Below are 25,651 nucleotides of genomic sequence, written 5' to 3' on the forward strand. Positions count from 1 at the left end.
GACGAAGGCCAAGCATGGTGCGCGACCCGGCCCATTTCGTCGAACTCAACCGTTATTGCGTGGTCTTACTCACGTACAAGAACAAAGACCGGGCAGCATTTTTCGTGTAATTTTTCCTTTAACGAAGTTTTCCCTGACCACAAGGCGTCACAGCGCCTGGCGCACCCATGCAGCCACTCGACCAGCAGACGGTATTGTTCTGTGCCGCACCCGGCACGGTGGCGCGCCCCCCTAGCGCCTGCGACGACCTGCCGGCCTTCCCGCTGGCCGGGCCCTGGCCGCGCTGGTTTGCCCGCAGCTTCGACGTCTGGTGGGAGACTGCGCTGGTGGCCCTGGTGCTGGGCTATGCCCTGGGCCAGGTGTCCCCGGCTTTCCTGCGCTGGCTCGAAACCCCGTTCGGCTGGAAACTGTTCGGCCTGGCCTGCATCCCCGGCGGCCTGGTGCTCGACGCGGCCCTGCAGGCGCTGCTCGGGAACACGCCGGGCAAGGCGCTGCTGGGACTGCGCCTCATCACGACCGATGGGCACGTGCCGGCTTTCCGCGAACTGGTCCGGCGTAACCTGAAGATCTGGTGCGACGGCCTCGCGCTCGGCCTGCCGCTCATCAGCCTGGTGACCATGGCGCGCCAGGGCCTGCGCTTGCGCAAGGGTGTGCAGGCCAGCTACGACAAGGACGATTTCCTGGTCAGCGCGAGCAGTACCGGCTGGCTGGCGAAGGGCGTGTTCGGCACCGCCTTCGTCAGCCTGTTCTGCGCCATCCTGATCCTCGACGGCGTCGACCGCCAGGACAGCCGCGAGAGCAGCGCCATGCTGGAAGCGCCGCCGGTCGCCTGGACCAACCCGGTCACCGGACGCATGGCGCGCATCGGGCCGCAATGGAAACTCGAGGTGCGCCCCGGGCCGGACGGCAGCGTGCAGCACCTGTTCACCCAGCAAAGCGGCCACGCCGCCGTCCTGTTCGCGCACGAGGAAAGCGGCGGCCGGGCCCTGCGCCAGGACGCCCAGGCGCTGGCCGACCGGCTGGCCGACCGCTTCGAACTGGCGGACAGCTACTTCGCCGAATTCCGCGGTCGCCATTCCTGGGTCGGCAGGGGGCTGCACAAGAAGGGGCCGGAGCGGGTGCAGCTGCGCATCGTCGAAGTCGACGGCAAGGCCTGGCGGGTGGTGGCGATGCAGTCCCCGCCGGCCGCCTATACCGACGACCTGGTGCAGGAGCTGAGCGGCGCCTTGTGGGACACGGTCACGCCGCCACCCCGGCCCGAACTGGCCCAGCGCAGCCACTGAGATCCTCGCTGAAACAAGAAAAGGGGCCTCGTGGGCCCCTTTGTGTCTGCATGGTGCAGCGATGCGCTTACTTCTTGCGGCGCTTCGGCACCACCTTCGCCTTGCTGCGCTTCTTGACTGCCTTGACCTTGGCCTTGCCGGCCGTCGCCTTGATGCGCGGGCCGCCGGCACTGGCCTTGATGCGGGCGCGGCTCGACGCAGCCTTGTAGCGCGGCGCACGGCTCGAGGCCTTGGCCATGCTCACCGGCTCATCGCCGCTAATGAAACGGCGGATGTTCAGTGCGTCCAGGATGCGCGCCGACGAGGCGCCGGCATTGAGCAGCACCAGGGTGGCGTTCTTGCCGCCGGCCTTGATGTTCATGATCAGGCAGCGGCCGGCTTCCTGGATGTAGCCGGTCTTCGACAGGCCGATGTCCCAACCCTTGGCGCCGACCAGGCGGTTGGTATTGCGGTATTCGACCTCGCGGCCGTTGATGTTGATCAGGTCCTTCGACTCGGTCGACATGCGCGTGATCTCTGGATACCTGGCCGACGCCGTCGCCATCTTCACCAGGTCGCCCGCGGTCGAGCGGTTGTGCGGCGACAGGCCGGTCGGCTCCTCGATCACGGTCTGGGTCATGCCCAGCGCGGCGATCTTCTGGCGTACCGCGACCTTGAACCCGGCCAGGCCGCCCGGATAGGTGCGCGCCAGCGCATGGGCCGCGCGGTTGTCCGAGGACATCAGGGCCAGCTGCAGCACGTCGCGGCGCGAGATCAGGGCGCCGACCGGCACCCGCGAGCTGCTGTGCTTGAAGGTGTCGACGTCGCTGCGGTCGATCTCGATCAGCTCGTCCAGGTCTTGCCTGGCATCGAGCACGACCATGGCGGTCATCAGCTTGGTGAGCGACGCGATCGGCGCGACGCGGTCCGCATTCTTTTCCAGCAAAATCTTGCCGGTGTCATCTTCTACCACGAGCACCGATTGCGAGCCGAAGGGCACGGCGAAAGCCGCAGCCGAAAACGACAACAATGCGGTGGCAAACAATTTTTTGAACATTGTCGGGTGCAGGAATAGGTTGTGTTGAGCGGGAAAACGCGGCAGTGGGTGAGCGACTACTCAACAATCTAGCTGTAGGGCAACTACAGAAGTTGGAAGATAGCATCAAGCATGATGCATGTCTATGGCACACAAGCAAAAACGGCCTTGTGAACCGGAATTTAGTTGCAGTTTAACCCTCCACTTAACACAGCGTCCATGACAATTGCCAGATTAGGTAGATATTCCGGCTGGGCAGGGTGCAGGCATGGACCGGACGCCGTAACGACGAAGCCCTGCACAAGGGCAGGGCTTCGTCTCGGGCCGATCAAGCCGGCCTGGTCGCGGATGGCTTACTTCGACTGGTAGATCTTGTCGAACTCGCCGCCATCGTTGAAGTGGACGTCCTGGGCCTTGCGCCAGCCGCCGAACAGCTCATCCACCGTGAACAGCTGGATTGGCTTGTAGTTGGCGGCATATTTCTTCATCACCGCATCGGAACGCACGCGCAGGAAGTGCTTGGCGCCGATTTCCTGGCCGGCCGGCGAGTACAGGAAGTTCAGGTAGGCCGTCGCTTCCTTGCGCTGGTTGCGGCGGTCGACCACCTTGTCGACCACGGCCACCGGCGATTCTGCCAGGATCGAGCTGCTCGGGTAGACCACCTCGAAGTTGTCGCCGAATTCCTTGCGCACCATGCTCACTTCATTCTCGAAGGTCACCAGGACGTCGCCGATCTGGCGCTGGGTGAAGGTGGTGGTCGCGGCGCGTCCGCCGGCATCAAGGATCGGCACGTTCTTGAAGATGCGGGCCACCAGGTCGCGCGCCTGCGCTTCGTTGCCGCCCTTTTTCAGCACCGAGCCCCAGGCCGCCAGGTAGGTATAGCGGCCGTTGCCGGCGGTCTTCGGATTCGGGATGATCACCTGCACGCCCGGGCGCGCCAGGTCGTCCCAGTTGCGGATCTTCTTCGGGTTGCCCTTGCGGACCAGGTACACCATGGTCGAGTAGTAGGGCGCCGCATTGTTCGGGAATTTCTTGGCCCAGTCCTTGGCCACCAGGCCGCGATCGGCCAGCATGTCGATGTCGTTGGCCTGATTCATGGTGACCACCGAGGCTTCCAGGCCGTCGGCAACGGCGCGCGCCTGCTTGCTCGAGCCGCCGTGCGATTGCTTGATGCTGACGGTCTGGCCGGTCTGTTGCTTGTAGGCCGCGATGAAGGCCGGGTTGATGTCCTTGTACAGCTCGCGTGCCACGTCGTAGGAAACGTTCAGCAGCTCGGTCGTGGCCGCGCTGGCCGACAGCGGCAGCGCGGCGCCCAGCGACAGGGCCAGGAGGAAACGGCGGAGCGGGGAGGTCAGGGTCATATGTTCTCGCTTTTCAGAATCTTGTGGTGACAATGTGCATCATCCGCACATTGCTCAAAATACGGAACAATAGTTTTGTCATATGCTTAGTACTGCAGAGCAGGGCAGCGTCCGGGCTTGCGCGGCGTCGCTGCGGATATGGGTGAGCACAGCAAGGTCGGGGGCTTTCGGTGTATAGTCGTGCCCAGCCATTGCGCCACAAGCGCGGTCTGATCGTTTTTTATGCATAGTGATGTTTGATGTCCACGCGTTTTGACATTCGCAAGGCGGTACCCGGTGATGCTTCCCCCGCCTGCGCCCTGCTGCGCCGCTCGATCGAGGTCGGCTGCAAGGCCGACCACCAGGACCGGCCGGCCGTGCTGGAAGCCTGGCTCGGCAACAAGACCGGAGCCAACGTCGCCACCTGGTTTGCCAACCCCAGCAACCACGCCCTGGTCGCCGAGCGCGACGGGGAGCTGCTGGGCCTGTGCCTGCTGACCCAGGCCGGCAAGCTGGCGCTGTGCTATGTGTCGCCGCAGGCGCTCCGCAGCGGCATCGGCCGCGCACTCATCGCTGCCGCCGAGGAGCAGGCGCGCGCCTGGAGCATCAAGAAACTGCACCTGCACAGCCCGGCGAGCGCGAGCGCCTTCTTCGAGCGCCAGGGCTATGTCAACGCCGGCAAGGACAAGTCCTGCTGGGGTCTCGAATGCGACCTGCTGTGGAAACCGCTCGATGCCGTGTGCGAGACAGGGCCGGGCGCTGCCGCCCGCAAGCGTTTCTGCAACTGCAATGATTAAGTCCGCGCAACAAACTTGACAAACTCTTCTTTTGTGCAGGAGAAGCTTGCGATATAGTAAGCGCCTCATTTGGCTGAGTTCGCTTGTTATGGCTTCACGTAGAGATTTCCTGCAACAAAGTGCCCGGCTCTGTGCGTTGGGCACCCTCGGTTCTCCATTGCTGTTCCCGGCCGCGGCCGCGGCCCAGACGACCGACCTGGAACCCCCGCCCGACCTGTTCGATGCCCAGCTGCTGGACATCGATTTCTGGATCAAGCCGCGTACCCTGTCGCTGGTGCGCCCGCAAAGCGGCGAGCGCGCCAAGGTGCTGTACTGGAAGGATGGCGAGATCATCGATTCCGCCTACCAGGAACTGTGCCACATCCTGCGCGACGTGAACGGGCGCGCGTCGGCGCCGATCGATCCCAAGCTGTTCGAGATCCTGTGGGGCACCCAGGCCTTCATCGCGCGCTACGGCATGACCCAGCCGCTCGAGATCCTGTCCGGCTACCGCACCGAGGCATCCAACAAGCGCCTGGTGGAGGAGGGCGTCCCGGCCGCGCGCAAGTCCCTGCACATGGTGGGCAAGGCGGCGGACATCCGCATCGCCAGCCTGAGCGAGGAAGTGCTCGGCGGCCTGATCCGCAGCTTCCGCCAGGGCGGTGTCGGCTACTACTACCGTGCCGGCCCGAAGGGCGGCTGGATCCACGCCGATACCGGACTGAATCGAACCTGGAAGGGCTGACCCCCGGCCGCGCTTGACGCGCGCCGACCGGTGCGTCCTCGGCATCGAACTTCGGCTAGTATGAGTTGTCACGGCCAGGGCGGCCGCCCTGGTTTATCGGTATTGCTTTTCCAAGGAGGCAATGATGGCAACGATGAATACTCCCACCATGGACCGCAGGACGATGGGCGAACGGCGCACTTCCCTGCATGCGCATGGGCGTTCCGCCATGTCGGCACTCGACTACCTGGCAATGGCGCTCCTGATCATCGGCGGCCTGAACTGGGCGATGGTCGGCCTGTTCGACGTCGACATGGTCGCCACCATCTTCGGCCCGGGCAGCCCGGCAACCCGTATCGTCTACGTGGTGGTGGGCCTGGCGGCGCTGTACGCGATCTACACCACGGCCAAGATGGCCGGCAGCAAGCGCTCGACCTGAGCGGCATGCGCGTCGGGCTCATTTCCGACACGCACGGCTTGCTGCGCCCGGAGGCGCTCGCCTTCCTCCGGGGCAGCGACCACATCATCCATGCCGGGGACATCACCGGTCCCGAGATCCTTCCGCCGCTGGCGGCGATCGCGCCGCTGACTGTCGTGCGCGGCAATAACGACCGCGGCGCCTGGGCGCGCGAGATTCCCGAGACCGCCATCCTGCGGCTGGGGCAGGTCGCCATCTACGTGATCCACGATCTCAAGGAATTGCCGCTCGATCCGGCTGGCGAGGGCATGCGCGTGGTGGTGTCGGGCCACTCGCACAAGCCGCTGTGCAGCAAACGGGGCGGCGTGCTGTACGTAAACCCGGGCAGTGCGGGGCGGCGGCGCTTCACGCTGCCGATCTCGGTCGGCGAGCTGCTGGTCGATGGCGAGGATGTCAAGGTTCGCCTGGCGACCCTCGACGTCAAATGAACATCCTTGCATGCCGTATTTTCTTCGGTAGGCGATAATGCGGCCAACCGAGGAGACCGCATGACTACCCATACCGACGCATCCATCATCGATTCATGGTCGCGCAACACCGATCCCTGGACCGCCGCCGTGCGGGGAGGCGAGATCGCGTCGCGCGTGCTGGTCACCAACGCCGCGATCGTCGACACCGTGCGCGCGTATGCGCCGGCGGCCGGCGTCGACCTCGGCTGCGGCGAAGGCTGGCTGGTGAGGGCCTTGCCCGAGGTAGCAATGCTGGGCGTCGACGCGAGCGCCGGCCTGGTCGAGCAGGCGAGGAAGGCCGGCGGCGGCGAGTTCCGCCAGCTGAGCTACGAAGAGATCGCCGCCGGCGCATTGCAGCTGGCGGCCGACGTGGCGGTCTGTAACTTTTCGCTGATCGGCGACGAGGCCGTGCGCGGGCTGCTGCGCGCCGCACCGACCTACCTGCGGCCCGGCGGGCTGCTGATCGTGCAGACCGTGCACCCGCTGATGGCCTGCGGCGACGCCCCCTATGCCGACGGCTGGCGCGACGGCAGCTGGGCCGGTTTCAGCAGCGCCTTCACCGATCCGGCGCCCTGGTATTTCCGTACGGTCTCGAGCTGGCTCGCGCTGTTCGAGGAACACGGCCTGCGCGTGGTCGAGATGCGCGAACCGCTCCATCCGGAAACGGCCAAGCCGGTGTCGCTGATCCTCGTCGGCCGGCTGGCGTAAAATACGGCTCGTTCCGCTCTTGCCCGCATCACATGAACCTGCCACCCGATACCCCGCAGCCGCGCTTCCGCCCCCGTCCCTGGACCGCATTGGAAACCCCGCAGGACGTCGAGCTCTGGATCGACGAGCATAACCGCGCCCTGCAGGAGCTGGTCAAGCCGACCGAGACCGGCGTCGGCATCTGCTTCACCCTGGCCGAGGGCGGCAACGTGTATATGCAGACGACCGGCGATGCGGTGATCCTCGACGTCGAGCCGGAAGCCGACTGGATCGCACCCCTGATCGTCGCGGCCACCGGCGCCGAGCCGCCGCGCGGGCAGGTCTGGGTGCTCCCGGACGACAGGCTGGTGCAGCTGATCCTCGGCCTGTCCACACTGGTGCTGAGCACCACCCTGGTGGTCGGCCACCCCTTCGGAGCGCGCGGTCGCAGATACTGAGCGGCCCGCGGCGCTTCCCGCCGGCACGGCTTTCGGTTATAAAGTCAGCTCGACTAGGCATGGAGAGGATTTGATGGGCAAGCATTCGACCACCGTGGCACGCCGTGCCCTACTTGGCCTGGCGCTGGCCGCCTCCTTGTCGGCCCTGGCGCCGGTACAGGCGGCCGACCTGCTCACGGACGCGAAGGCGCGCGGCACCCTGCGCATCGCGATGGAAGGTACCTACCCGCCCTTCAACTTCAAGGACCCGAAGACCGGGAAGCTGGCCGGCTACGACGTCGACGTCGCGCGCCTGGTCGCGGGCAAGCTGGGCGTCAAACCCGAATTCGTCACCACCGAGTGGGCCGCGATCCTCGCCGGCCTGGCTGCCGGCAAGTACGATGTGATCGTCAGCCAGGTCGGCATCACGGCCAAGCGCGAGCAGGCCTTTGATTTCTCGCGCCCCTATACCTATTCCTTCCCGCAGCTCATCGTGCGCAAGAACGACCGCGCCAGCTACACCAGCCTGAACGACCTGAAAGGCAAGAAGGTCGGCGTGGGGCAGGGCAGCGTGTTCGAGCAGCAGGCCAAGGCGGTGCCGGGCATCGAGGTGAAGAGCTATCCCGCCGCGCCCGAGAACCTGCAGGACCTGGCGTTCGGGCGCATCGATGCGGCGCTCAACGACAGCCTGATGGTGGCCTACCTGCTGCAGCATTCACAGCTGCCGATCAAGGCCGGCGCACGGGTCGGCGCGCCCGAGCGCATGGGCATCCCTTTCCGCAAGGGCAATCCGCAGTTCAAGGCGGCGGTCGACAAGATCCTCGCGGACGCGGCCGCCGACGGCACCCTGAAGGCGATGTCGCTCAAGTGGTTCGGCACCGACGCCAGCCGCCCGGCCCAATAATGGCGGTCGCGTGGATCTGATCGCGCTGCTGCGCGAAGCGGCGCCGACCCTGTTGACGGGCGCCGGCTACACCCTGCTGTTCGCGGTGGCCTCGATGATCGGCGGGCTGGCGATCGGCTTGCCGGTGGCGCTGATGCGCATCGCTCCCTGGGCCGCCGTGCGCCTGCCGGCCAGCCTGTACGTGAGCCTCATGCGCGGCACGCCGCTGCTGGTGCAGATCTTCGTCATCTACTATGGCTTGCCGAGCGTCGGCATCGAATTCACGCCGGTGACGGCGGGGGTGCTGGCGCTGTCGCTGAACGCGGGCGCCTACCTGTCGGAAAGCCTGCGCGGTGCGATCCGCGCCGTCAGCGAAGGGCAGTGGCGCGCGAGCTTCAGCCTGGGCCTGGGCTATTGGCAGACCCTGCACCACATCGTCATGCCGCAGGCGCTGCGCATCGCGGTGCCCTCGATGAGCAACACGCTCATCAGCCTGATCAAGGACACCTCGCTGGTGTCGGTGATCACCATGACCGAACTGATGCTCGCGACCAAGGAAGTGATCGCGGTGACTTTCCAGCCACTGCCGCTGTATCTCGCGGCGGCCTGCATCTACTGGGCCTTGAGCCTGTTCTTCGAAGCGATCCAGCGCCGCGCGGAACGGCGCCTGAACCGCGCGCACGCCGCGCGCTGACCCCAGGGGACGGCACGCGGGCGCGTGGACGATCAGCGCTTGCCGCGCTGCTGGTCCTGCTGCTGGAAGGCGTCGGCGGCTTGCTGGGCGCTTTCGCCCTGACGCTGGCCGCCCAGGTCATCCAGAGCCGGGGTCCCGCCGGAAGCGTGCTGGCCACCACCTTGCTGCTGATTGCCCTGTTGCTGGCCTTGCTGCTGGCCGCCCTGTTGGCCCATCTGCTGCTGGCCGGACTGCTGGCTGCCCGATTGCTTCCCGCCGGATTGCTGGTTGCCCTCGCGCTGGCCCTGGCCGGCTGCGGACACCAGGTCCTTGCTCGGATCGTTCTGCGAATTGTCCGGTTGCGACTGTTTCTGGTTTGGCTGCTTGTTCATGCTCGTCTCCTTATCGAAGATTGTCGAGACACCATCTTAATCCTCCTGCTGACATCGGCAATCGGAGTATGAGAGGAAGGGGCGTAGGACCCTTCGCACGCTCTCGCCTTGAAGAAACAGCACGGCATAATGTAAAGCGCACCGGCAAGCCTGGCTTGTCGGTGCGCGTCGTACTGCGAGGTAAAGAGCGCTCAGCGGCGCCCGGGGTTAACGATTGCCGCGTTGCTTGTCGATGCTGTTGTCCTGGCTCCAGGCCTGCGATGCATCCTTGGCGGATTCACCCTGACGCGAACCCAGGTCATCGAGTGCCGGCGTGCCGCCGGAGGCGTGTTGCCCTCCGCTTTGCTGGCTCCCTCCCTGGCCCGACTGGCGGCTCCCTTGTTGCTGCCCCGATTGCTTACTACCTTGTTGCTGCTGTCCCGATTGCTGGCTGCCGCCCTGCTGGCCCGACTGCCGACTGCCCTGCTGCTGCCCGGATTGCATACTGCCTTGCTGCTGTCCCGATTGCATGTTGCCGGACTGTTGCTGGCCGCCCTGGGCGGGTTTGCCGCTTGCGGTATTCATGCTGAGGTCGTCCACGTCATCGTCGTGGCGCGGCCCTTTGACGCCATGTCCTTTGTTTTCACCCATACCAGTCTCCTTGTTTGAGTGTCGATGGGGCCATGATAGCTCCCCGGCGGAAGCAGACAATCGGAATGGGGCACGAGCCGTCGTAGGACGGCCCGTACAAAGTCATCAGTAAATGAGAGGGGCTTGGCTAGCGTTTTTCCTGCTGCTTTGTTCCCTCGCCGGACTGTTGCGAACCCTTTTGCCGGTCCGATTGCAGGTTATCTGGGCGGCTGCGTTCCAGCCGTTCGCGCTGGCGGTTCACGTCGAAGTCGTCGAGCTGGATGTCGCTCAGGCTCCTGTCCCCGGTATCCTTGTTTTCAGGCATGGTGGCCTCCTTGCGTCAGATGTGGTGGAAGCCACATCTTAGGCCGAATGCCGGGGAGAGGGCGCTCAGGGCTGTGCGGGTGCGATGCCGAGCTCGCGCAGGAACCCGTGCGCCGCACTGTAGGCGCCGACGTGTTGCTCGGCCGTGAAACCGCCGTGGCCGCCGCCCTTGATGGTATGCAGGACGTTGCGCACGCCCGCCTTGTCGAGCGCCGCCTTCAGCCGCAGGCCATGCGCATAGGGCACCAGCGGATCGGCGTCGCCATGGATGGTGAGCACGGCCGGTCCGCCCGCGCGCACATGACTCAGCGGCGACACCGCGCGCGCCAGCGCCTGGCGCTCGGACTCGGGCATGCTGCCGAACCAGGCCACCGCGTAGGAACGCACATTCGGGCCTTGCAGCATGTCGGCGACGTCGGTGATGCCATACCAGTTGATCACCGCCGCCACCTTCGGCGCCACGTTCTGGTACGGTCCGCTCCAGCTGGGCTCGTTGGCCGCGCACTGGCGGGTGAGCGGCGAATCGGACGGGATCATGGCCGTGGCGAGGGCCAGGTGGCCGCCCGCCGAGTCGCCCGTGGTCACCACCCTGGACAGGTCGAAGTTGTACTTCTTCGCATTGCGCCCGATCCACTGCAGCGCGCACAGCGTGTCTTCGACCGCGGCAGGGGCGGGCGCCACCTTCGCCAGCCGGTAGCTGACGTTCACGAAGGCGAAACCCATCTCCATGTAGGGCATGGCGGACAGCGCCGCGCCCTCGCGCCGGCCGGCCACCCAGCCGCCGCCGTGGAAGTACATCACCACGGGCAGCGGCTTGTCGCTCTTCTTCGCCGGAAGATAGACGTCGAGCTTGAGGTCCTGGCCGCTGGCCGTCAGGTAGGTGATGTCGGCGTCGATCCACCAGCCATGGTCGAGCAGGGCGGCACTCTTCACGCCTTCGTCGGCCGCTTGCGCGGCCAGGGGCAGGGCCAGCGCGCAGGCCAGGGCGGCGGCGCGCAGCCGCGATGTCGTGGTCCGCATCCCGGTCACATGTTCGGGTAGTTCGGGCCGCCGCCGCCTTCCGGCGTCACCCAGACGATGTTCTGCGTCGGGTCCTTGATGTCGCAGGTCTTGCAGTGCACGCAGTTCTGGGCGTTGATCTGCAGGCGGTCCTTGCCATCGTCGTTCTTGACGAACTCGTACACGCCGGCCGGGCAGTAGCGCTGTTCCGGGCCCGCATACTTGGCCAGGTTGACGTCCACCGGGATGGCCGCGTTCTTCAGCGTCAGGTGGATCGGCTGGTCTTCGGCGTGGTTGGTGTTCGAGATGAACACCGAGGACAGGCGATCGAAGGTCAGCTTGCCGTCCGGTTTCGGATACGCGATCGGCTTGAATTGCGAGGCAGGCTTCAGGCATTCATGGTCGGCGTGCTGGTGGTGCAGCGTCCACGGCGCCTTGCCGCGGAAGACCATCTGGTCGATGCCGGTCATGATGGTGCCGATGTACAGGCCCTTGCTCATCCACGGCTTGAAGTTGCGCGCGACGTGCAGTTCCTCGTGCAGCCAGCTCTTCTCGAACGCTGCCGGATAGGAGGCCAGCTCGTCGTGCTGGCGGCCTTCGCCCAGCGCGGCGAAGGCGCTTTCCGCGGCCAGCATGCCGGTCTTGATCGCGGCGTGGCTGCCCTTGATGCGGCTGGTGTTCAGGAAGCCGGCGTCGCAGCCGATCAGCGCGCCGCCCGGGAACACCGTCTTCGGCAGCGATTGCAGGCCGCCCGCGGTGATGGCGCGCGCGCCGTAGGAGATGCGCTTGCCGCCTTCGAAGAAGTGGCGGATCGACGGGTGCGTCTTATAACGCTGGAATTCCTCGTAGGGCGACAGGTAGGGGTTCTGGTAGGCCAGGCCCACCACGAAGCCGACCGCCACCTGGTTGTTTTCCAGGTGGTACAGGAAGGAGCCGCCGTAGGTGTCGTTGTCGAGCGGCCAGCCGGCGGTGTGGATCACCAGGCCCGGCTTGTGCTTGCTCGGATCGATCTCCCACAGCTCCTTGATGCCGATGCCGTAGGTCTGCGGGTCCTTGCCCTTGTTCAGGTCATACTTGGCCATCAGCTGCTTGCCCAGGTGGCCGCGCGAGCCTTCCGCGAACAGCGTGTACTTGGCATGCAGTTCCATGCCGAGCTGGAAGTCCGCGCCCGGCTCGCCGTCGCGCTTGACACCCATGTTGCCGGTGGCGACACCCTTGACCGAGCCGTCCTCGTTGTACAGCACTTCGGCGGCCGGGAAGCCGGGGAAGATCTCGACGCCCAGCGCTTCCGCCTGTTGTCCCAGCCAGCGCGTCACATTGGCCAGCGAGATCACGTAGTTGCCGTGGTTGGTCAGCATCTTCGGGACCATGAAGTTCGGCGTCTTGATCGCTTTGGTCTCGGTGAGGAACAGCACCTGGTCCTCGGTCACCGCGGTGTTCAGCGGCGCGCCTTTTTCCTTCCAGTCCGGGATCAGCTCGTTCAGGGCAATCGGGTCCATGACCGCGCCGGACAGGATGTGCGCACCCAGCTCGCCGCCTTTCTCGAGCACGCAGACCGAGACCTCTTGTCCCTTTTCTGCCGCCAGCTGCTTGAGGCGGATCGCCGCCGACAGGCCCGCGGGACCGCCGCCGACGATGACCACGTCGTACTCCATGGCTTCGCGCGGTCCGTATTGTTCAAGGATGTTGGTTGGCTCAGTCATATGATTATTTTAATAAGAAGGAAAAATTTAAGCACGAGTGTGCACTTTTTTACTGTCGATTGCAACGTTGGGCGCCATTTTACGGACATTATTAGATGCGGCAATCTAATACTGATGATTTGTGTAATCATGATGGCTTCGCAATGGACAAAGAAGGGGAGCCGTGTGGGCATCGAAGTCAATTACGAAGGAAAAATCGCCATGGTCACCGGCGCCTCGAGCGGCCTGGGCGCGCGCTTCGCCAAGGCGCTGGCCGGGGCCGGCGCGCAGGTGGTGCTGGCCTCGCGCCGGGTCGAGCGGCTCAAGGAGCTGCGCGCCGAGATCGAGGCCGACGGCGGCGCCGCCCACGTGGTGCGCCTGGACGTGACCGACCTGGCCAGCATCAAGTCGGCCATCGCGCACGCCGAGACCGAAGCCGGTCCGATCGACATCCTGGTCAACAATTCGGGCGTGTCGAGCACCCAGCGCCTGCTGGACGTCACCGAAGAAGACTACAACTACATCATGGACACCAACCTGCGCGGCGCTTTTTTTGTCGCGCAGCAGACCGCCAAGCGCATGATCCAGCGCGCCAAGGGCGACCCGCGCAAGCAGCACCGCATCGTCAACATCGCCTCGGTGGCGGGCCTGCGCGTGCTGCCGCAGATCGGCGTGTACTGCATGAGCAAGGCCGGCGTGGTGCAGATGACCAAGGCGATGGCGGTGGAGTGGGGCCGCTACGGCATCAACGTCAATGCCATCTGCCCCGGCTACATCTCGACCGAAATGAACGAGGACTATTTCGACACCGAACAGGGCCGCAAGCTGATCGACATGCTGCCCCGCAAGCGCACCGGCAGGCCGGAAGACCTCGACGGGCTCCTGCTGCTGCTGGCGGCGGACGAGGCCCATTTCATCAATGGCGCCGTCATCACGGCCGACGACGGCATGACGGCGCAGTAATCAAGAACGAGCAATAAAGGAAGCAATGAGCAACAAGCAGTTCGTACATTCCATGAGGATCCCCATCCGTTGGGGCGACATGGATGCGATGGGTCACGTCAATAACACCGTTTATTTCCGCTACATCGAATCGGCCCGCATCGCGTGGCTGGAGCAGGCCGGCGCGCTGGCCGACCCCGCCGCATCGACCGAGGGCCCGGTCATCGTCAACGCCCACTGCAGCTTCCTCAAGCAGCTGACCTATCCGGGCGAGATCGAAGTCAGGACCTATGTCGGCCCGCCGGGCCGCTCGAGCATCGAGGTCACGCACGAGATCCGGCTGGTCGGTTCGGATGGACAGGCCGGCGCGCTGCATGCCGAAGGCGGCGCCAAGCTCGTGTGGATCGACTTCAAGGCCGAGAAGTCCCGGCCGCTGCCGGAACGCCTGCGGGCGCTGCTGCCTGGCGCATGAGCGCCGCTACCGTTCGCTTCGACGAAGGGCGGCTGGCGATCGAGGACATCGTCGCCATCGCGCATGGCTTGGCGCAACCGGTGCTGTCCGGCGATCCGGCTTTTCGCGCCAGGATCGCGCGCGGCGCAGACTTCCTCGACCGTCTGCTGCGCGAGGAGGGCGTCATCTATGGCGTGACCACCGGCTACGGCGACTCATGCACGGTTGCGGTGCCGCTGCACCTGGTCCCCGAGCTGCCGCGCCAGCTCTACACGTATCACGGCTGCGGCCTGGGCGCGTATCTCGATGCCGGGCAGACCCGCGCCGTCATGGCAGCGCGGCTGGCTTCGCTGTGCAAGGGTTATTCAGGCGTGAGTATCGGGCTGCTGGAGCAGATCGTGCGCTTGTTCGACGCCGGCCTTGTGCCCCTGATCCCGAGCGAGGGATCGGTTGGCGCCAGCGGCGACCTGACGCCGCTGTCCTACCTGGCGGCGGTGCTGTGCGGCGAGCGCGAAGTGCTGCGCGACGGCGTGCAGCTGCCGGCCGGGGAGGCCCTGCGCGCGGCCGGCATTGTGCCGCTGCGCCTGCGCCCGAAGGAAGGCCTGGCGCTCATGAACGGCACCGCCGTCATGACGGGTCTGGCCTGCCTGGCCTGGGACCGCGCCGCCTACTTGGCCCGGCTGGCGACGCGCATCACGGCGATGGCCTCGTTCGTGCTGGACGGGAACGCCCACCACTTCGACGAGACACTGTTCTCGGTCAAGCCGCATGCGGGCATGCAGCAGGTAGCAAGCTGGCTGCGCGCGGATCTTGGCTACACCGGACAGGGAGAGCGCAACGGCAAGCGCCTGCAGGACCGCTACTCGATCCGTTGCGCGCCGCATGTCATCGGCGTGCTTGCCGATGCGCTGCCCTTTTTCCGCGCTACGATCGAGAACGAGCTGAACAGCGCCAACGACAATCCCATCATCGACCCTGAGGGCGAACGTGTGCTGCACGGCGGGCATTTCTACGGCGGCCACATCGCGTTCGCCATGGACGGCATGAAGAATGCGGTGGCCAACCTGGCGGACTTGATGGACCGCCAGCTGGCGCTGCTGGTCGATACCCGCTACAACGCGGGCCTGCCGGCCAACCTGTCGGGCATGCAGGGAGAGCGCGCGGCGATTTCGCACGGGCTGAAGGCGCTGCAGATCAGCGTATCGGCGTGGACGGCGGAGGCGCTCAAGCTGACCATGCCGGCCTCGGTGTTCTCGCGCTCGACCGAATGCCACAACCAGGACAAGGTCAGCATGGGGACGATTGCGGCACGCGATTGCCTGCGGGTGCTGGAGCTGACCGAGCAGGTGGCGGCGGCGCTGCTGATCGCGGTGCGACAGGGTATGTGGCTCCGTATGCGCCTCGGCTGCTCTGTTCCTGTCCCGTCCCGGCTGAGCGCATTCCTTGTCGCCCTCGCGCAAGATGTTACACCCATCGTCGACGACCGCCGACTCGATCTCGATCTACAGCGAGTGCTTCGAAAGCTGAGGATGCAGGAGTGGCCGGAGGAAAGTGATGGGCTATCTGACGAGCTCGCTTAGCCGGATGAGCACAATTGTAATGTCCTGTTCGTAAAAACTACAGTTGTCGGAACTTTCTGCATTAATATGTTTAAAAAAGTTTCGGATTTAAAGATTTTAGTTTGAGGAGAATCAAAAATTTGAAGTTTTTTTTCCTTAAACTTGCAGTTGATGAAGATAACTTTGAGATTTCGCAAAAGTTCTTGTGGTAAGGCATTTGCGAATATCGGGAATAAGGCATTACCTTTGGTGGCAATGTATTAAAATGGAGCAAGGCTTTGCCTGAATTGTCCCCGTAACGCAATACCTGGAAGCCCATGGATGTTCACGAATTGCTGGTCAGAAAACGGGTGGAGGGCTTACATGCGTACAGATGATAGCCGGAAAGATAGCTTTACTATCCATGTCGTGTTAGCCAGCAGTCTAACGGTGTTGCGGGAAGGTATGAAACGCATCCTGCATCCGCAATACGACATACGAGTGATGGCGGAGGTCAGTCACGCTTCAGAAATCTTGTCCAACGAAAACCTGCTCATGGCCGATGTACTGGTTGTCATCGCGCATCCGACCAATATGGGTGGAACAGATTGTCTGGAGCGTCTTCGAAAGGCGAATCCATCGCTCAAGCTGATTATCATTGCCCGTTCGCCAAGTCTGCACCAGGTACTCAATATGTTGCGTGGGGGCGTGCGTGGCCTGCTGGATGCCGGCTGTGCAGCAAATCAACTGCCCGCAGCTATCAGGGCTGTGTCATCGGGACGCCTCTATATGCATGAAGAAGTCGGCCGTTTGGTGGCGGCAGACCTGGGCGAGGTTAGCAAAGACTTCACGCACCGATCCCTTACCCAACGCGAATTCGAGATCTTCGAGCGTTTGGCAGTGGGTGACAAAGTGTCGGAAATCGCGACTCGACTCGGCATCAGTATCAAGACCGTCAGCACGCACAAATCCCGACTGATGGAAAAAATGGGCATTCGTTCCCATTCGCAACTCATTCAGTATGCAGTTGCCAACGGCTTGTTCAACGGGCTCGCGGATCGACGGATCGACAAGGATCCGCAGTCCCTCAGAGCACTGGATAGGAGTGACTGATCAGCTTGCGCTTTATTGCGTATTCCACTAACTCGGCCTCGCTGTGCAGTGCCATGCGCTCCATGATACGCGTTCTGCGGGCGCGAACGACAGCAACGCTCAGCGTGCAGATGCTGGCGATGCGAGCAGCGCTGAGGCCTTCGGCCATCAGGCAAAAAATGTCGAAATCGGTGTCGGATAACTTGTCGTGTTGCCGCTTCGGACGAATGTCGACAAGGCTCTCGACGATCATTTCGCAGACTGTATCGCTGACGTATGGGCGTCGGTCAGCCGCAGTCCTGAGCGCGTACACAAGTTGCTCGGCAGAGCAATCCTTGGGCAGATAGCCCGAAGCTCCAGCCCTGATTGCACGCAATGCAAAATCCCGCTCGTGACAGTGGCTCATGACGAGCAGCGGGATGCTGTTTCCTTGATTCTTCAACGCACGGACAAGCCCTAAACCAGAGTGTCGAGCAATAGACAGTTCAAGAATGCACACGTCTGGCCGGACGTCCTTGAGTCCACGTACCGTTTCCGATAAATCCGCCGACTCATATACAACATGCAAATCTTGGTGCTTTGCAAGCATTTCCTTGATACCTTCCCGAGCGAATAGATCGGGATCGCTGATCATTACTTTTATCATTGCTTTAAGAAAACTAGTTGTTCACAGTTCATGCATGTAAATACTGCTGGACTGAATGTTACTCGCACTTTGCGACTAAAGAAACCGCCGCGTTGCAAAAATGAGATCGTTCTGCACCAAATGAAGATGTTCCGATGCGCTTTGAGCGCGTGATCTTTTTCGGAAGGCAATAACGTTAAATGTCGTTAAGAAAGTTGACTGATCTCAAGTTGTCTTTGGTTATGTTGTTGTAAAATTTTCCCGCCCATAGGTTTGATATTTCGCAAACGTCAGAAGCAGACAGATCAATAAAATCAAGTTTTCTGCTTTTAGACAAGATTATTAGAGAGAATTGCTTGCAATAAATTGCATTGGAAGTTCCGTTGCTCGGATCGAGCATGGGATTGAACATGTAATCTCTCAATTGAACCTTCTTGATTGATGGGATCGAAAAATGAATTTGAACGATCCATTGTCGGCACCGTTTAACGGATGGGACAGGGCATACCAGGCGATGTTGACTGGCACAAGTACGCCACCGAAAGCCAGAAACATTCGGATCAGTCTGAAGCAATGGCGTATGTTTCATGCTGTCGTCGATGCCGGGGGCTTTGTCGGTGCCGCCGAACGTTTGCACGTCAGCCAGTCGTCGATCAGTCACGCTCTGGCCAAGTTGCAGGAGCAGATCGGCTTACCGCTGTTGGCGCTAAGAGGACGCAAGGCACAGCTGACCGAGGACGGCAAGGTGTTGCTGGCCCGCTCGCGTGAACTTGTTCGTTGCGCCATGGAGTTGGAAGAGTTGGCCGAGCACTTGCGGCAGGGCTTGGGAACTGAGCTTCGCATTGCAGTCGACCCGGACTTCCCTCCCGATTTACTGATGCGCGCCCTGCGTGAACAGGAGCCGTCGACACACGGACTGCGCTTGAGCATACAGGAGGCGACTGCCGACCATGTTGGCCGTGCGCTGCGCGAGAACGCTGTCGACCTCGCCATTAGCGCCACCGTCGTCCCTGGCTTCACCAGCAGGGAGCTGATCGGTATTGAGTACGTGGCTGTCGCCCACCGCGACAATCCCTTGTTCGCACTGAAGCGTGATCTGGTACCCGATGACCTGAAGGACTATTGTCAGGTAAGCGTAGCGGGGAGCGACTACGCTGCGGACGAGCGCAGGCAGGTGCAGCCTTCCTTGCGCTCATGGAGGGTGCACAGCCTCGACCGTGCGGTCACGACCTTGAGTCAGGGGCTGTCCTACGCCTGGTTACCGAAGTACCGGCTGCAAGGCTGCCTGGAGTCCGGCTTGTTACAGATCCTTCCGCTCCAGGGGGAAACAAGCCGGATCGTCAGGCTGTATCTGGTACATGGAAAGGAAGTTGCCACAAATCCATTGGTCGAAGGTTTTGCCGCAAGCTTGCGCAGGCTGGGGGCGCGGGTGTTTTAGCGGCAGGGCGAGAGGACAAGGCATCGGAAAGTTTCAACGTCAAGGTGAAGCATCATGAACGCATATCTGCAGCAGCTCGTCCAGAAAGTCCCGGAACATCGCGCGCATTCGGGGCCCAATGTCCGTCAGGAAGGCATTCTGACTCACTGGCGCCTGATACTTGGAATTGCGGTGGCGATAGCACTGCTCGGCACGCTGCACGCGCTGAGTACGCGCCCGATTTACCAGGCAAACATGCTCATCCAGATCAAACGCAGTATGCCCGTCGGCGCGGACCTTCAGGTCGAAGTACCTGCATCGACCGAAGTCGAAATTCTCAGGTCGCGCTCGATCCTCGCGGGCGTCGTCGACGCACTGGGACTTGAAATCAGTGCAGAGCCGAAACGCTTTCCGCTGCTTGGCGCATTTCTTTCGCGTGGAAAAGCAGAGTTGTCGAAGCCCGGACTGTTCGGCCGCGGAGGTTACGCATGGGGCGGCGAGCAAGCCACCGTGGCCAGGTTCGAGGTCCCCGATGCCTTGCTTGGAAAGCCGTTTACCTTGCGTGCCGCTGGCCAGGGCAGCTTTCAGCTTGCCGAAGCTGATTCTGGAATTGCATTTTCCGGAAAAGTAGGGCAATTTTCGAGGGCCACTACGCCGTATGGCGATATCGGCATCCTGGTCACCGATTTGCATGCCCAGCCGGGAGCGCAATTTATCGTCAGCCGTACGCCACGGTTTCAAGTCATCGACCGCTTGCAACGCTCCCTGGTGATTTCGGAGAACGGCAAGCAATCCAATGTCATCGGCTTGTCTTTGAAAGGCTCCGATCCCGAGCAAATCAGCGGCATTCTCAATGCGATCGGCAGTGAATACCTGCGCCAGCATGCCAGTGAAAAATCCGGTGAAACAGGCGATGTGCTGGCCTTTTATAACCGGCAACTGGAAGAATCGAAAGCCAGGCTGCAAAACCTCGACGCCCGGTTCGCGCGCTTGAACGGCATGCACGGCACATCCGATCCCGGCGAGGAATTACAGATCCTTTCGCAGCAGTCGGTGGCACTGCAGGATAAGCTTGCCGATGCGGAAAACAGCAAGTCGGAGTTATCGAGCCGCTATTTGCCCGCACATCCGGCAATGCTCGTGGCCGAAGAACGGATTCGGAATATTCAACGGGAACTGAATCGGGTTCAGGCAAAGCGGCGGACGCTGGCATCGGTCGAGCAGCAAATGGCGAGCCTCACGCGGGACAAGCAGATTACTGCCGAACTCAATGCGAGCTTGTTGGGCGTCCGTCAAAAGCTCGATGCCCTGGCCTTGCCGGGCAGGACCGACGTACGCCTTGTGGATCGTGCCGAGATTCCTTACCAACCGGTCGGTCTGGGTGTACGAGCGCGGATCGCGCTGGCATGCGTCCTGGGGCTGGCCGCCGGACTGGTTGCAGCGATTCTGAGGAATGCCCTTGTCAGCACACGCAGGAGACCACCGTTTCCACGCTATGACGGGCAGTTCCGATTGGTATAAGCCCTTTTTTTCAGAGGCTTATCCTTATCCATTCTGGCATGAGAATAGCGATTACATTGTTTGTTTACGAAATGATTGTCAAAACCCCGGCGCGCCCGGGGTTTTTTTTTGGGGCTCCAGATTTTCAAATGATTATATGCATTGGCGCGCATGGGATTAACGAAAAGAATCCATCGGAAAAATACATCCAGCGCGTTGTTAAGCATTCGAATCCATCGATTTTTGCCATCTATGTCTCGGAAGGACTTTGTTAGAGTAAGACATGAGTGATCTCGGATGGATTGATCGATTCAACATTGCGGACTGAAGCGAGTCACGCTGGTAGCGCGATCCTTGCTAGAAATTGCAATAAGAATGGATGGGCGGAGAAAATCATGATTGCAGCTGAACCTGTCATCCACTATTTGGAATCGGTTTCCGTCACGCTGGATGCGAAATACAGTGAAATCCTGCTGATAGCATTGTTGGTGAGTTTCGCCGTTTGTGTGCTGAATATCGCGACCGAACGCTGGCACGGCAGTTATTCGTTCGACCTGGATCTCAAGGGAATACAAAAGGTACATACGCGCAGCGTGCCGCGGACCGGGGGGATTGCCTTGGTGGTCGGGGTGATTGCCGTGCCCCTGTTTGCCGCCTTCGATCCGGAGGCCCGGGTGCGTGCAGAGGGAGGACACGTCGCCCTGATTGCATTGTGGCTGGCCGCCATGCCGGCTTTCGTGGCAGGAATCATCGAAGACCTCACTAAAAGAGTGTCCGTAGTGACACGTTTCTGTTCCATCGTCGCCAGTGCCTTGCTGGCCGCCTGGATGCTGGATGCACGACTGCCGCGGCTCGATATCTGGGGCATCGACGGGCTGCTCGAACTGCTACCCGTATCCATAGCGTTGACGGTGTTTGCCGTGGCAGGGGTCAGCAATGCCATCAACATCATCGACGGCTTCAACGGGGTGGCAGGATTGACCGTCGTGGTCCTTCTGTCCGGAATGGCCTGTCTCGGCTGGAGGGAGGGAGACATCACCCTGGTGCAGCTGGCGCTGGCGGGCATTGGCGCAAGCATTGGATTCCTGCTGCTAAATTACCCCGGCGGACGCCTGTTCATGGGCGATGGCGGTGCCTACTTCCTCGGATTCTGGGTGGCCGAGATCGCTGTGCTCGCGATCGTACGCAATCCCGGCATCAATGCATGGCAGGTGCTGGCGATGTATGCCTATCCGGTGATCGAGGTGCTGTTCAGTATCTATCGCCGGAAGATCCTGCGCGACAGCCTCGCCGGCGCACCCGACCGGCTGCACCTGCACTCCCTGTTCTACCGCCGGGTGGCGCGCCACCGACTCAGCACCAGGCGCTATCCCTGGATGTGCAATGCCGGTGTCGCTTGCTTCGTGACGAGCTGGCTGGCCCTTGCAACGCTATGTGCATTGCTGTTCGGCGGCACGGTCGCCGGCGCCGTCGTGCTGGTTGCAGTGCAGGTACTTGCCTACATCGCCACTTACATGCGCCTGGTGCGCGGGCATTGGGGGCACTGCGCGCATCCGGCCGTCATCCTTGGCCTGCGTCCCCAACGACGGCTCGTCGCCGCCTGAAATTCATTAGCCGCCATTATTAATATAGAGAGCCATTCATGAAAATGTTTAATAGATTGCAAGGCGAACTGCGCGACAATCCGAGGACCTGGTTGGTGACCGGCTGCGCGGGCTTCATCGGCTCCAACCTGCTCGAGTTCCTGCTCAAGCTCGATCAGAAGGTTGTCGGGCTCGACAATTTTTCGACAGGACACCGGCATAACCTGGACGATGTACGAGCCCAGCTGACGCCGACGCAATGGCAGCATTTCCGCTTCTTCGAAGGCGATATCCGCGATGCCGAGGCTTGCCGGCGAGCAGTGGCAGGCGTCGACTTTGTACTGCACCAGGCTGCGCTGGGTTCGGTCCCACGTTCGATCGACGACCCTGCGGCCAGCAATGACACCAACGTATCCGGCTTCCTCAACATGCTGGTTGCGGCGCGCGATGCGCGGGTCAAGTCCTTTGTCTACGCGGCGTCAAGCGCGGCCTACGGCAACCATCCAGGCTTGCCGAAGGTGGAGGACTGCATCGGCAAGCCACTGTCGCCTTATGCCGTGACCAAGTACGTCAACGAGCTGTATGCGGAAGCGTTTGCACGCTGCTACGGCTTCGGCACGGCAGGCCTGCGTTACTTCAACGTATTCGGCAAGCGCCAGGATCCGGACGGCGCCTATGCTGCCGTGATTCCGAAATGGATAGAGTCGATGATCTCCGGGCGTGAAGTCGTCATCAACGGAGACGGCAATACCAGCCGCGACTTTTGCTATATCGCGAACGCGGTCCAGGCGAATATCTTGGCGACGCTGATACAGCAACCCGGCATCAGCGCGGTGTACAACGTCGCGGTCAACGACTCGACCAGCCTGAACCAGCTGTACGCCTACATCAAGGCGATCCTGCGCGCATACGGGGTCGACGTGACCACGCATCCTACGCATGGCGGCTTGCGCAAGGGTGACATCCGTCATTCGCAAGCCGATATCGGCAAGGCAGCGCGCGAGCTGGGCTACGTCCCCGAGTACCGCATCTTCGCAGGCCTGGAGGCTACCGTGCCCTGGTACCTGAAGCGCGAGCTGAACAAATCGAGAGCCGGGCTGCCCGTGTCCGTACCGGCGCCCGAGCCATTATGCGAGATCCTGCATGCCGTCGCCAGCCCGACGGGAAGCGCCAGCGAGCGTCTGGCGGCGCGCTAGGCAGCATCGTCATCCGGACAAGGAGAAGCGGATGAACTTGTTGAGCACGCTCGGGACACGGATGCGCATGGCCGATCCGCGTCATGTCGCGATTCTGCGCGGCATGCTTACGGTCGCCATCTTCGCACTGCTCGGCAAGCTGATGAGCGCCGCGAAAGAGATGGCAGTGGCTTACCGCTATGGATTATCGGCCGAGGTGGATGCCTATCAGTTCCTCTACAACCTGCTGTCCTGGCCGCTCGGCGTCTGGGCGAGTGTGCTGACGGCGGTGCTGGTGCCGCTCGCTGTCCGCATGCGCCAGTCCCATGCGGAGGAATTGCCGCGCTTTCGCGCCGAACTGTCGGGCGTGGCCTTGATCGCCGGGCTGGCGCTGGCGCTGCTCGCCTGGAGCGGCATCAGGAGCATGTTGCTGCTCGGCCTTGGTGGGCTGCCCGACGCCATCGCGCGGCTCGTGCTGGAGTCGCTACCGGCAATGAGTCTCATGCTCCCTCTGGGTGTCGTGATTGCACTGCAGTCCGCATGGATGTTGTCCGCGGGACGTCACCTGAACACCCTGTACGACTGCATTCCGCCGCTATTGATTGGCGCCGCCGTGCTGGCCTGGCCCGGCGGAGGCATCAAGCCTTTGATATGGGGCACGTTGGCAGGCCTCGGCGCGCACCTCGGCGTCCTGCTGGCCCCGGCTGGCCGTGCAATCTCGGCGCCACGGTTTTCCTTGTCGTCGACGCAATGGCCCTTGTTCTGGGAAGGCTTCGGCATCATGCTTCTGGGCCAGGCATTCATGAGCCTTACAACGGTCATCGACCAGTTCTATGCGGTTTCGCTCGGAACCGGGGCGGTGGCGACGCTGGGATTTGCGAACCGTGTCCTGTCTCTCGTGCTGGCGCTGGCGGCGATTGCCGTGTCGCGCGCCACGCTGCCGGTATTTTCCAGCCCTGATAGCGGCGGAGGGTCCCGGCTGCAAAGCGTGGCGTTCGCCTGGATGCGCGTGATGTTCCTGGCGGGGGTGGCGGCCATGCTGGCTTGCCATGCGCTGGCCCCGGCGGGAGTCGGCTTGCTGTTCGAGCGCGGCCAGTTCAGCGCCGACGACACCAGGCAGGTGGCCGAGGTCTTGCGTTTCAGCCTGCCTCAACTGCCTTTCTACTTTTGCACCATGGTGCTGGTCAGCTATGCACTGAGCCAGGGGTGCTACCGGCTGGTGTTCTGGTCCGGCTTGATCGGGTGCGCCGGAAAAGTTCTCGGCAACGTACTGCTGGTGCCCCACCTCGGGCTGAACGGTATTGCATTGGCAACCACATTCACGTATGCGCTCAATGCCCTGTTTTTCAGGCTAGCCCTGGCGCGGCCGCGGTGAGGCTGCGTCGATTCCAGAGGTCGCACATGAAGATTATTTTATTTACCAACAGCCTGGAAGGCGGCGGCGCCGAACGGGTGGCTGTAACCCTGGCCAATTACTGGAACCAGCGCCACTGGCAAGTGACCGTCGTGACACTGGCGGCGGCGGACCAGGACTTCTATGTTCTCGACCCCGGGGTAAGGCGTCTCGCCCTCGGCCTGTCCGGCCCCAGCGCCGGGATCGTCGACGCGCTGCGCCAGAACGTGCGCCGCATCGCGGCCTTGCGCCGTGTACTGCTCGCCGATCGACCCGCGGTCGCCGTGGCAATGATGAGTACGCCTAACGTACTGCTCGCACTCGCCAGCCGCGGCATCGACGGCCTGGCGGTAGTCGGGTCGGAGCGCTGCTATCCGCCACACTTCCCACTAAGCCGCTTCTGGGCTGCGCTGCGCCGGCGGATGTATGGCCGCCTGGACGCCGTGGTCGCACTGACGCAGGAGTGTGCAAGGTGGATCCAGGCCCATTCGAACGCAGTGCGTGTGCCCGTCATACCGAATGCCGTCGCCTGGCCTCTTCCCCAGCAACTGCCGCGGCTCGCACCTGCCGCCGTCTGCCTGCCGGAACGCAAGGTCTTGCTGGCGGTCGGCCGGCTCGATGCCGTGAAGAATTATCACGTGCTGATTGGCGTGTTCGCGCAACTGGCCGATCGCCACCCGGACTGGGACTTGGTCATCCTGGGAGAAGGACCGCAGCGCCCGGCCCTGGAAGCGGCAATAGCGGCTGGCCCTGCCGCCGCTCGAATCCATCTGCCCGGTATTGCGGGCAACGTGGCCGAATGGTATGCACGGGCGCAACTGTATGTCATGAGCTCCCATTCTGAAGGGTTCCCGAATTCGCTGGCCGAAGCGCTGGCACACGGGCTTCCTGCCGTGAGCTTCGACTGCGACACCGGTCCGCGCGACATCATCCGCCATGGCCTGGACGGGCTCCTGGTGCCCGTGGAGAATGCGGATGCGCTGGCGCGCGCCCTGGATCGCCTGATGGGTGACGCAGCGCTGCGAGGCGAATTCGCGGCGCATGCCCGCGAGGCGCGGGAGCGCTTTTCGCTGGAACGCATCGTCGGCATGTGGGAGTCGCTGTTCCGGGAAGTGGCCGGCGCCCGCATGGCGCCTCCGGGCGCCGATACCAGGCAGTTGCAAGAAAGGGGCAAGGCATGAGTG

27 protein-coding genes are annotated in these 25,651 nt (G+C 62.7%); 19 read left to right on the forward strand and 8 right to left on the reverse strand.

The window, feature by feature from the left end:
- Nucleotides 1–167 precede the first annotated feature (167 nt).
- The gene (locus tag ACK6C6_RS08470; RefSeq protein ID WP_409266887.1) at nucleotides 168–1,283 is read left to right on the forward strand and encodes an RDD family protein; all 1,116 of its coding nucleotides are present in this window, start codon (nucleotides 168–170) and stop codon (nucleotides 1,281–1,283) included.
- Between the two features lie 67 nt (nucleotides 1,284–1,350).
- Here the strand turns inward: ACK6C6_RS08470 and ACK6C6_RS08475 are convergent, their stop codons facing one another.
- Nucleotides 1,351–2,319, reverse strand: coding sequence for a serine hydrolase (locus ACK6C6_RS08475; protein WP_409266888.1), 969 nt, complete (start codon nucleotides 2,317–2,319; stop codon nucleotides 1,351–1,353).
- Nucleotides 2,320–2,651: 332 nt separating this feature from the next.
- Nucleotides 2,652–3,659, reverse strand: coding sequence for a sulfate ABC transporter substrate-binding protein (locus ACK6C6_RS08480; protein WP_409266890.1), 1,008 nt, complete (start codon nucleotides 3,657–3,659; stop codon nucleotides 2,652–2,654).
- A 239-nt stretch (nucleotides 3,660–3,898) separates the two neighbouring features.
- Between ACK6C6_RS08480 and ACK6C6_RS08485 the strand changes: the two genes are divergently transcribed.
- From ACK6C6_RS08485 to ACK6C6_RS08520, 8 genes are all read left to right on the forward strand, one after another.
- On the forward strand, nucleotides 3,899–4,435 hold the full coding sequence (locus tag ACK6C6_RS08485) for a GNAT family N-acetyltransferase (protein WP_409266892.1): 537 nt from the start codon (nucleotides 3,899–3,901) through the stop codon (nucleotides 4,433–4,435).
- Between the two features lie 88 nt (nucleotides 4,436–4,523).
- Nucleotides 4,524–5,159, forward strand: coding sequence for a DUF882 domain-containing protein (locus ACK6C6_RS08490; protein WP_209586284.1), 636 nt, complete (start codon nucleotides 4,524–4,526; stop codon nucleotides 5,157–5,159).
- Between the two features lie 133 nt (nucleotides 5,160–5,292).
- A complete protein-coding gene (locus ACK6C6_RS08495) occupies nucleotides 5,293–5,577 on the forward strand; it encodes a DUF378 domain-containing protein (protein ID WP_229445833.1) in 285 nt (94 codons plus the stop codon).
- A 5-nt stretch (nucleotides 5,578–5,582) separates the two neighbouring features.
- The gene (locus ACK6C6_RS08500) at nucleotides 5,583–6,044 is read left to right on the forward strand and encodes a metallophosphoesterase family protein (protein ID WP_409266894.1); all 462 of its coding nucleotides are present in this window, start codon (nucleotides 5,583–5,585) and stop codon (nucleotides 6,042–6,044) included.
- A 60-nt stretch (nucleotides 6,045–6,104) separates the two neighbouring features.
- Complete coding sequence (locus ACK6C6_RS08505; RefSeq protein ID WP_409266895.1) at nucleotides 6,105–6,773, forward strand: class I SAM-dependent methyltransferase; 669 nt, start codon at nucleotides 6,105–6,107, stop codon at nucleotides 6,771–6,773.
- Between the two features lie 32 nt (nucleotides 6,774–6,805).
- Nucleotides 6,806–7,210 carry a hypothetical protein gene (locus ACK6C6_RS08510; RefSeq protein ID WP_409266897.1) on the forward strand — a complete coding sequence of 135 codons (405 nt, stop codon included), beginning with the start codon at nucleotides 6,806–6,808 and terminating at the stop codon, nucleotides 7,208–7,210.
- A 73-nt stretch (nucleotides 7,211–7,283) separates the two neighbouring features.
- Nucleotides 7,284–8,093 carry a transporter substrate-binding domain-containing protein gene (locus ACK6C6_RS08515; RefSeq protein ID WP_409266898.1) on the forward strand — a complete coding sequence of 270 codons (810 nt, stop codon included), beginning with the start codon at nucleotides 7,284–7,286 and terminating at the stop codon, nucleotides 8,091–8,093.
- Between the two features lie 10 nt (nucleotides 8,094–8,103).
- Nucleotides 8,104–8,766, forward strand: a complete 663-nt coding sequence (locus tag ACK6C6_RS08520) for an amino acid ABC transporter permease (protein WP_209586289.1) — start codon at nucleotides 8,104–8,106, stop codon at nucleotides 8,764–8,766.
- A 32-nt stretch (nucleotides 8,767–8,798) separates the two neighbouring features.
- On the opposite strand, the gene ACK6C6_RS08525 is transcribed toward ACK6C6_RS08520, so the two are convergent.
- From ACK6C6_RS08525 to ACK6C6_RS08545, 5 genes are all read right to left on the reverse strand, one after another.
- The gene (locus ACK6C6_RS08525; RefSeq protein WP_409266899.1) at nucleotides 8,799–9,137 is read right to left on the reverse strand and encodes a hypothetical protein; all 339 of its coding nucleotides are present in this window, start codon (nucleotides 9,135–9,137) and stop codon (nucleotides 8,799–8,801) included.
- A gap of 207 nt (nucleotides 9,138–9,344) precedes the next feature.
- On the reverse strand, nucleotides 9,345–9,767 hold the full coding sequence (locus ACK6C6_RS08530; RefSeq protein WP_209586291.1) for a hypothetical protein: 423 nt from the start codon (nucleotides 9,765–9,767) through the stop codon (nucleotides 9,345–9,347).
- Between the two features lie 127 nt (nucleotides 9,768–9,894).
- The gene (locus ACK6C6_RS08535) at nucleotides 9,895–10,071 is read right to left on the reverse strand and encodes a hypothetical protein (protein WP_409266901.1); all 177 of its coding nucleotides are present in this window, start codon (nucleotides 10,069–10,071) and stop codon (nucleotides 9,895–9,897) included.
- Nucleotides 10,072–10,136: 65 nt separating this feature from the next.
- Entirely contained in the window at nucleotides 10,137–11,090 is a 954-nt protein-coding gene (locus ACK6C6_RS08540; protein ID WP_409266902.1) for an alpha/beta hydrolase fold domain-containing protein, read from the reverse strand.
- Between the two features lie 5 nt (nucleotides 11,091–11,095).
- Complete coding sequence (locus ACK6C6_RS08545; protein WP_209586294.1) at nucleotides 11,096–12,772, reverse strand: electron-transfer flavoprotein:ubiquinone oxidoreductase; 1,677 nt, start codon at nucleotides 12,770–12,772, stop codon at nucleotides 11,096–11,098.
- A gap of 132 nt (nucleotides 12,773–12,904) precedes the next feature.
- On the opposite strand from ACK6C6_RS08545, the gene ACK6C6_RS08550 reads away from it, so the two are divergent.
- The 4 genes from ACK6C6_RS08550 (at nucleotide 12,905) to ACK6C6_RS08565 (ending at nucleotide 16,795) form a co-directional block, all read left to right on the forward strand.
- Complete coding sequence (locus ACK6C6_RS08550) at nucleotides 12,905–13,714, forward strand: SDR family oxidoreductase (RefSeq protein WP_307189282.1); 810 nt, start codon at nucleotides 12,905–12,907, stop codon at nucleotides 13,712–13,714.
- Between the two features lie 25 nt (nucleotides 13,715–13,739).
- Entirely contained in the window at nucleotides 13,740–14,165 is a 426-nt protein-coding gene (locus ACK6C6_RS08555; RefSeq protein ID WP_209586295.1) for a thioesterase family protein, read from the forward strand.
- Nucleotides 14,162–15,724, forward strand: a complete 1,563-nt coding sequence (gene hutH, locus ACK6C6_RS08560) for a histidine ammonia-lyase (RefSeq protein WP_409266904.1) — start codon at nucleotides 14,162–14,164, stop codon at nucleotides 15,722–15,724. Before ACK6C6_RS08555 ends, hutH begins: the two co-directional genes overlap by 4 nt.
- Nucleotides 15,725–16,066: 342 nt before the next feature.
- Nucleotides 16,067–16,795: a LuxR C-terminal-related transcriptional regulator gene (locus ACK6C6_RS08565; RefSeq protein WP_409266906.1), complete on the forward strand. Its 729-nt coding sequence runs from the start codon at nucleotides 16,067–16,069 to the stop codon at nucleotides 16,793–16,795.
- Here ACK6C6_RS08565 and ACK6C6_RS08570 read toward each other — a convergent pair.
- Nucleotides 16,770–17,408: a response regulator gene (locus ACK6C6_RS08570; RefSeq protein ID WP_409266908.1), complete on the reverse strand. Its 639-nt coding sequence runs from the start codon at nucleotides 17,406–17,408 to the stop codon at nucleotides 16,770–16,772. The genes ACK6C6_RS08565 and ACK6C6_RS08570 overlap by 26 nt on opposite strands.
- 445 nt (nucleotides 17,409–17,853) lie before the next feature.
- On the opposite strand from ACK6C6_RS08570, the gene ACK6C6_RS08575 reads away from it, so the two are divergent.
- The 6 genes from ACK6C6_RS08575 (at nucleotide 17,854) to ACK6C6_RS08600 (ending at nucleotide 25,648) form a co-directional block, all read left to right on the forward strand.
- A complete protein-coding gene (locus ACK6C6_RS08575; protein WP_409266909.1) occupies nucleotides 17,854–18,837 on the forward strand; it encodes a LysR family transcriptional regulator in 984 nt (327 codons plus the stop codon).
- Between the two features lie 54 nt (nucleotides 18,838–18,891).
- Nucleotides 18,892–20,337: a GNVR domain-containing protein gene (locus tag ACK6C6_RS08580; protein WP_409266910.1), complete on the forward strand. Its 1,446-nt coding sequence runs from the start codon at nucleotides 18,892–18,894 to the stop codon at nucleotides 20,335–20,337.
- 374 nt (nucleotides 20,338–20,711) lie between these two features.
- Nucleotides 20,712–21,920 (forward strand): MraY family glycosyltransferase, encoded by a 1,209-nt coding sequence (locus tag ACK6C6_RS08585; RefSeq protein ID WP_409266911.1) that lies wholly within the window; start codon nucleotides 20,712–20,714, stop codon nucleotides 21,918–21,920.
- Nucleotides 21,921–21,964: 44 nt separating this feature from the next.
- Entirely contained in the window at nucleotides 21,965–23,095 is a 1,131-nt protein-coding gene (locus tag ACK6C6_RS08590; protein WP_409267314.1) for an SDR family oxidoreductase, read from the forward strand.
- Nucleotides 23,096–23,126: 31 nt separating this feature from the next.
- Nucleotides 23,127–24,449, forward strand: a complete 1,323-nt coding sequence (locus tag ACK6C6_RS08595) for a lipid II flippase MurJ (protein WP_409266912.1) — start codon at nucleotides 23,127–23,129, stop codon at nucleotides 24,447–24,449.
- Between the two features lie 26 nt (nucleotides 24,450–24,475).
- Complete coding sequence (locus tag ACK6C6_RS08600) at nucleotides 24,476–25,648, forward strand: glycosyltransferase family 4 protein (RefSeq protein ID WP_409266913.1); 1,173 nt, start codon at nucleotides 24,476–24,478, stop codon at nucleotides 25,646–25,648.
- The last annotated feature ends 3 nt before the right edge of the window (nucleotides 25,649–25,651 follow it).

Source organism: Massilia sp. BHUDP2, assembly GCF_046236355.1.
Classification (GTDB): domain Bacteria; phylum Pseudomonadota; class Gammaproteobacteria; order Burkholderiales; family Burkholderiaceae_D; genus Telluria; species Telluria varians.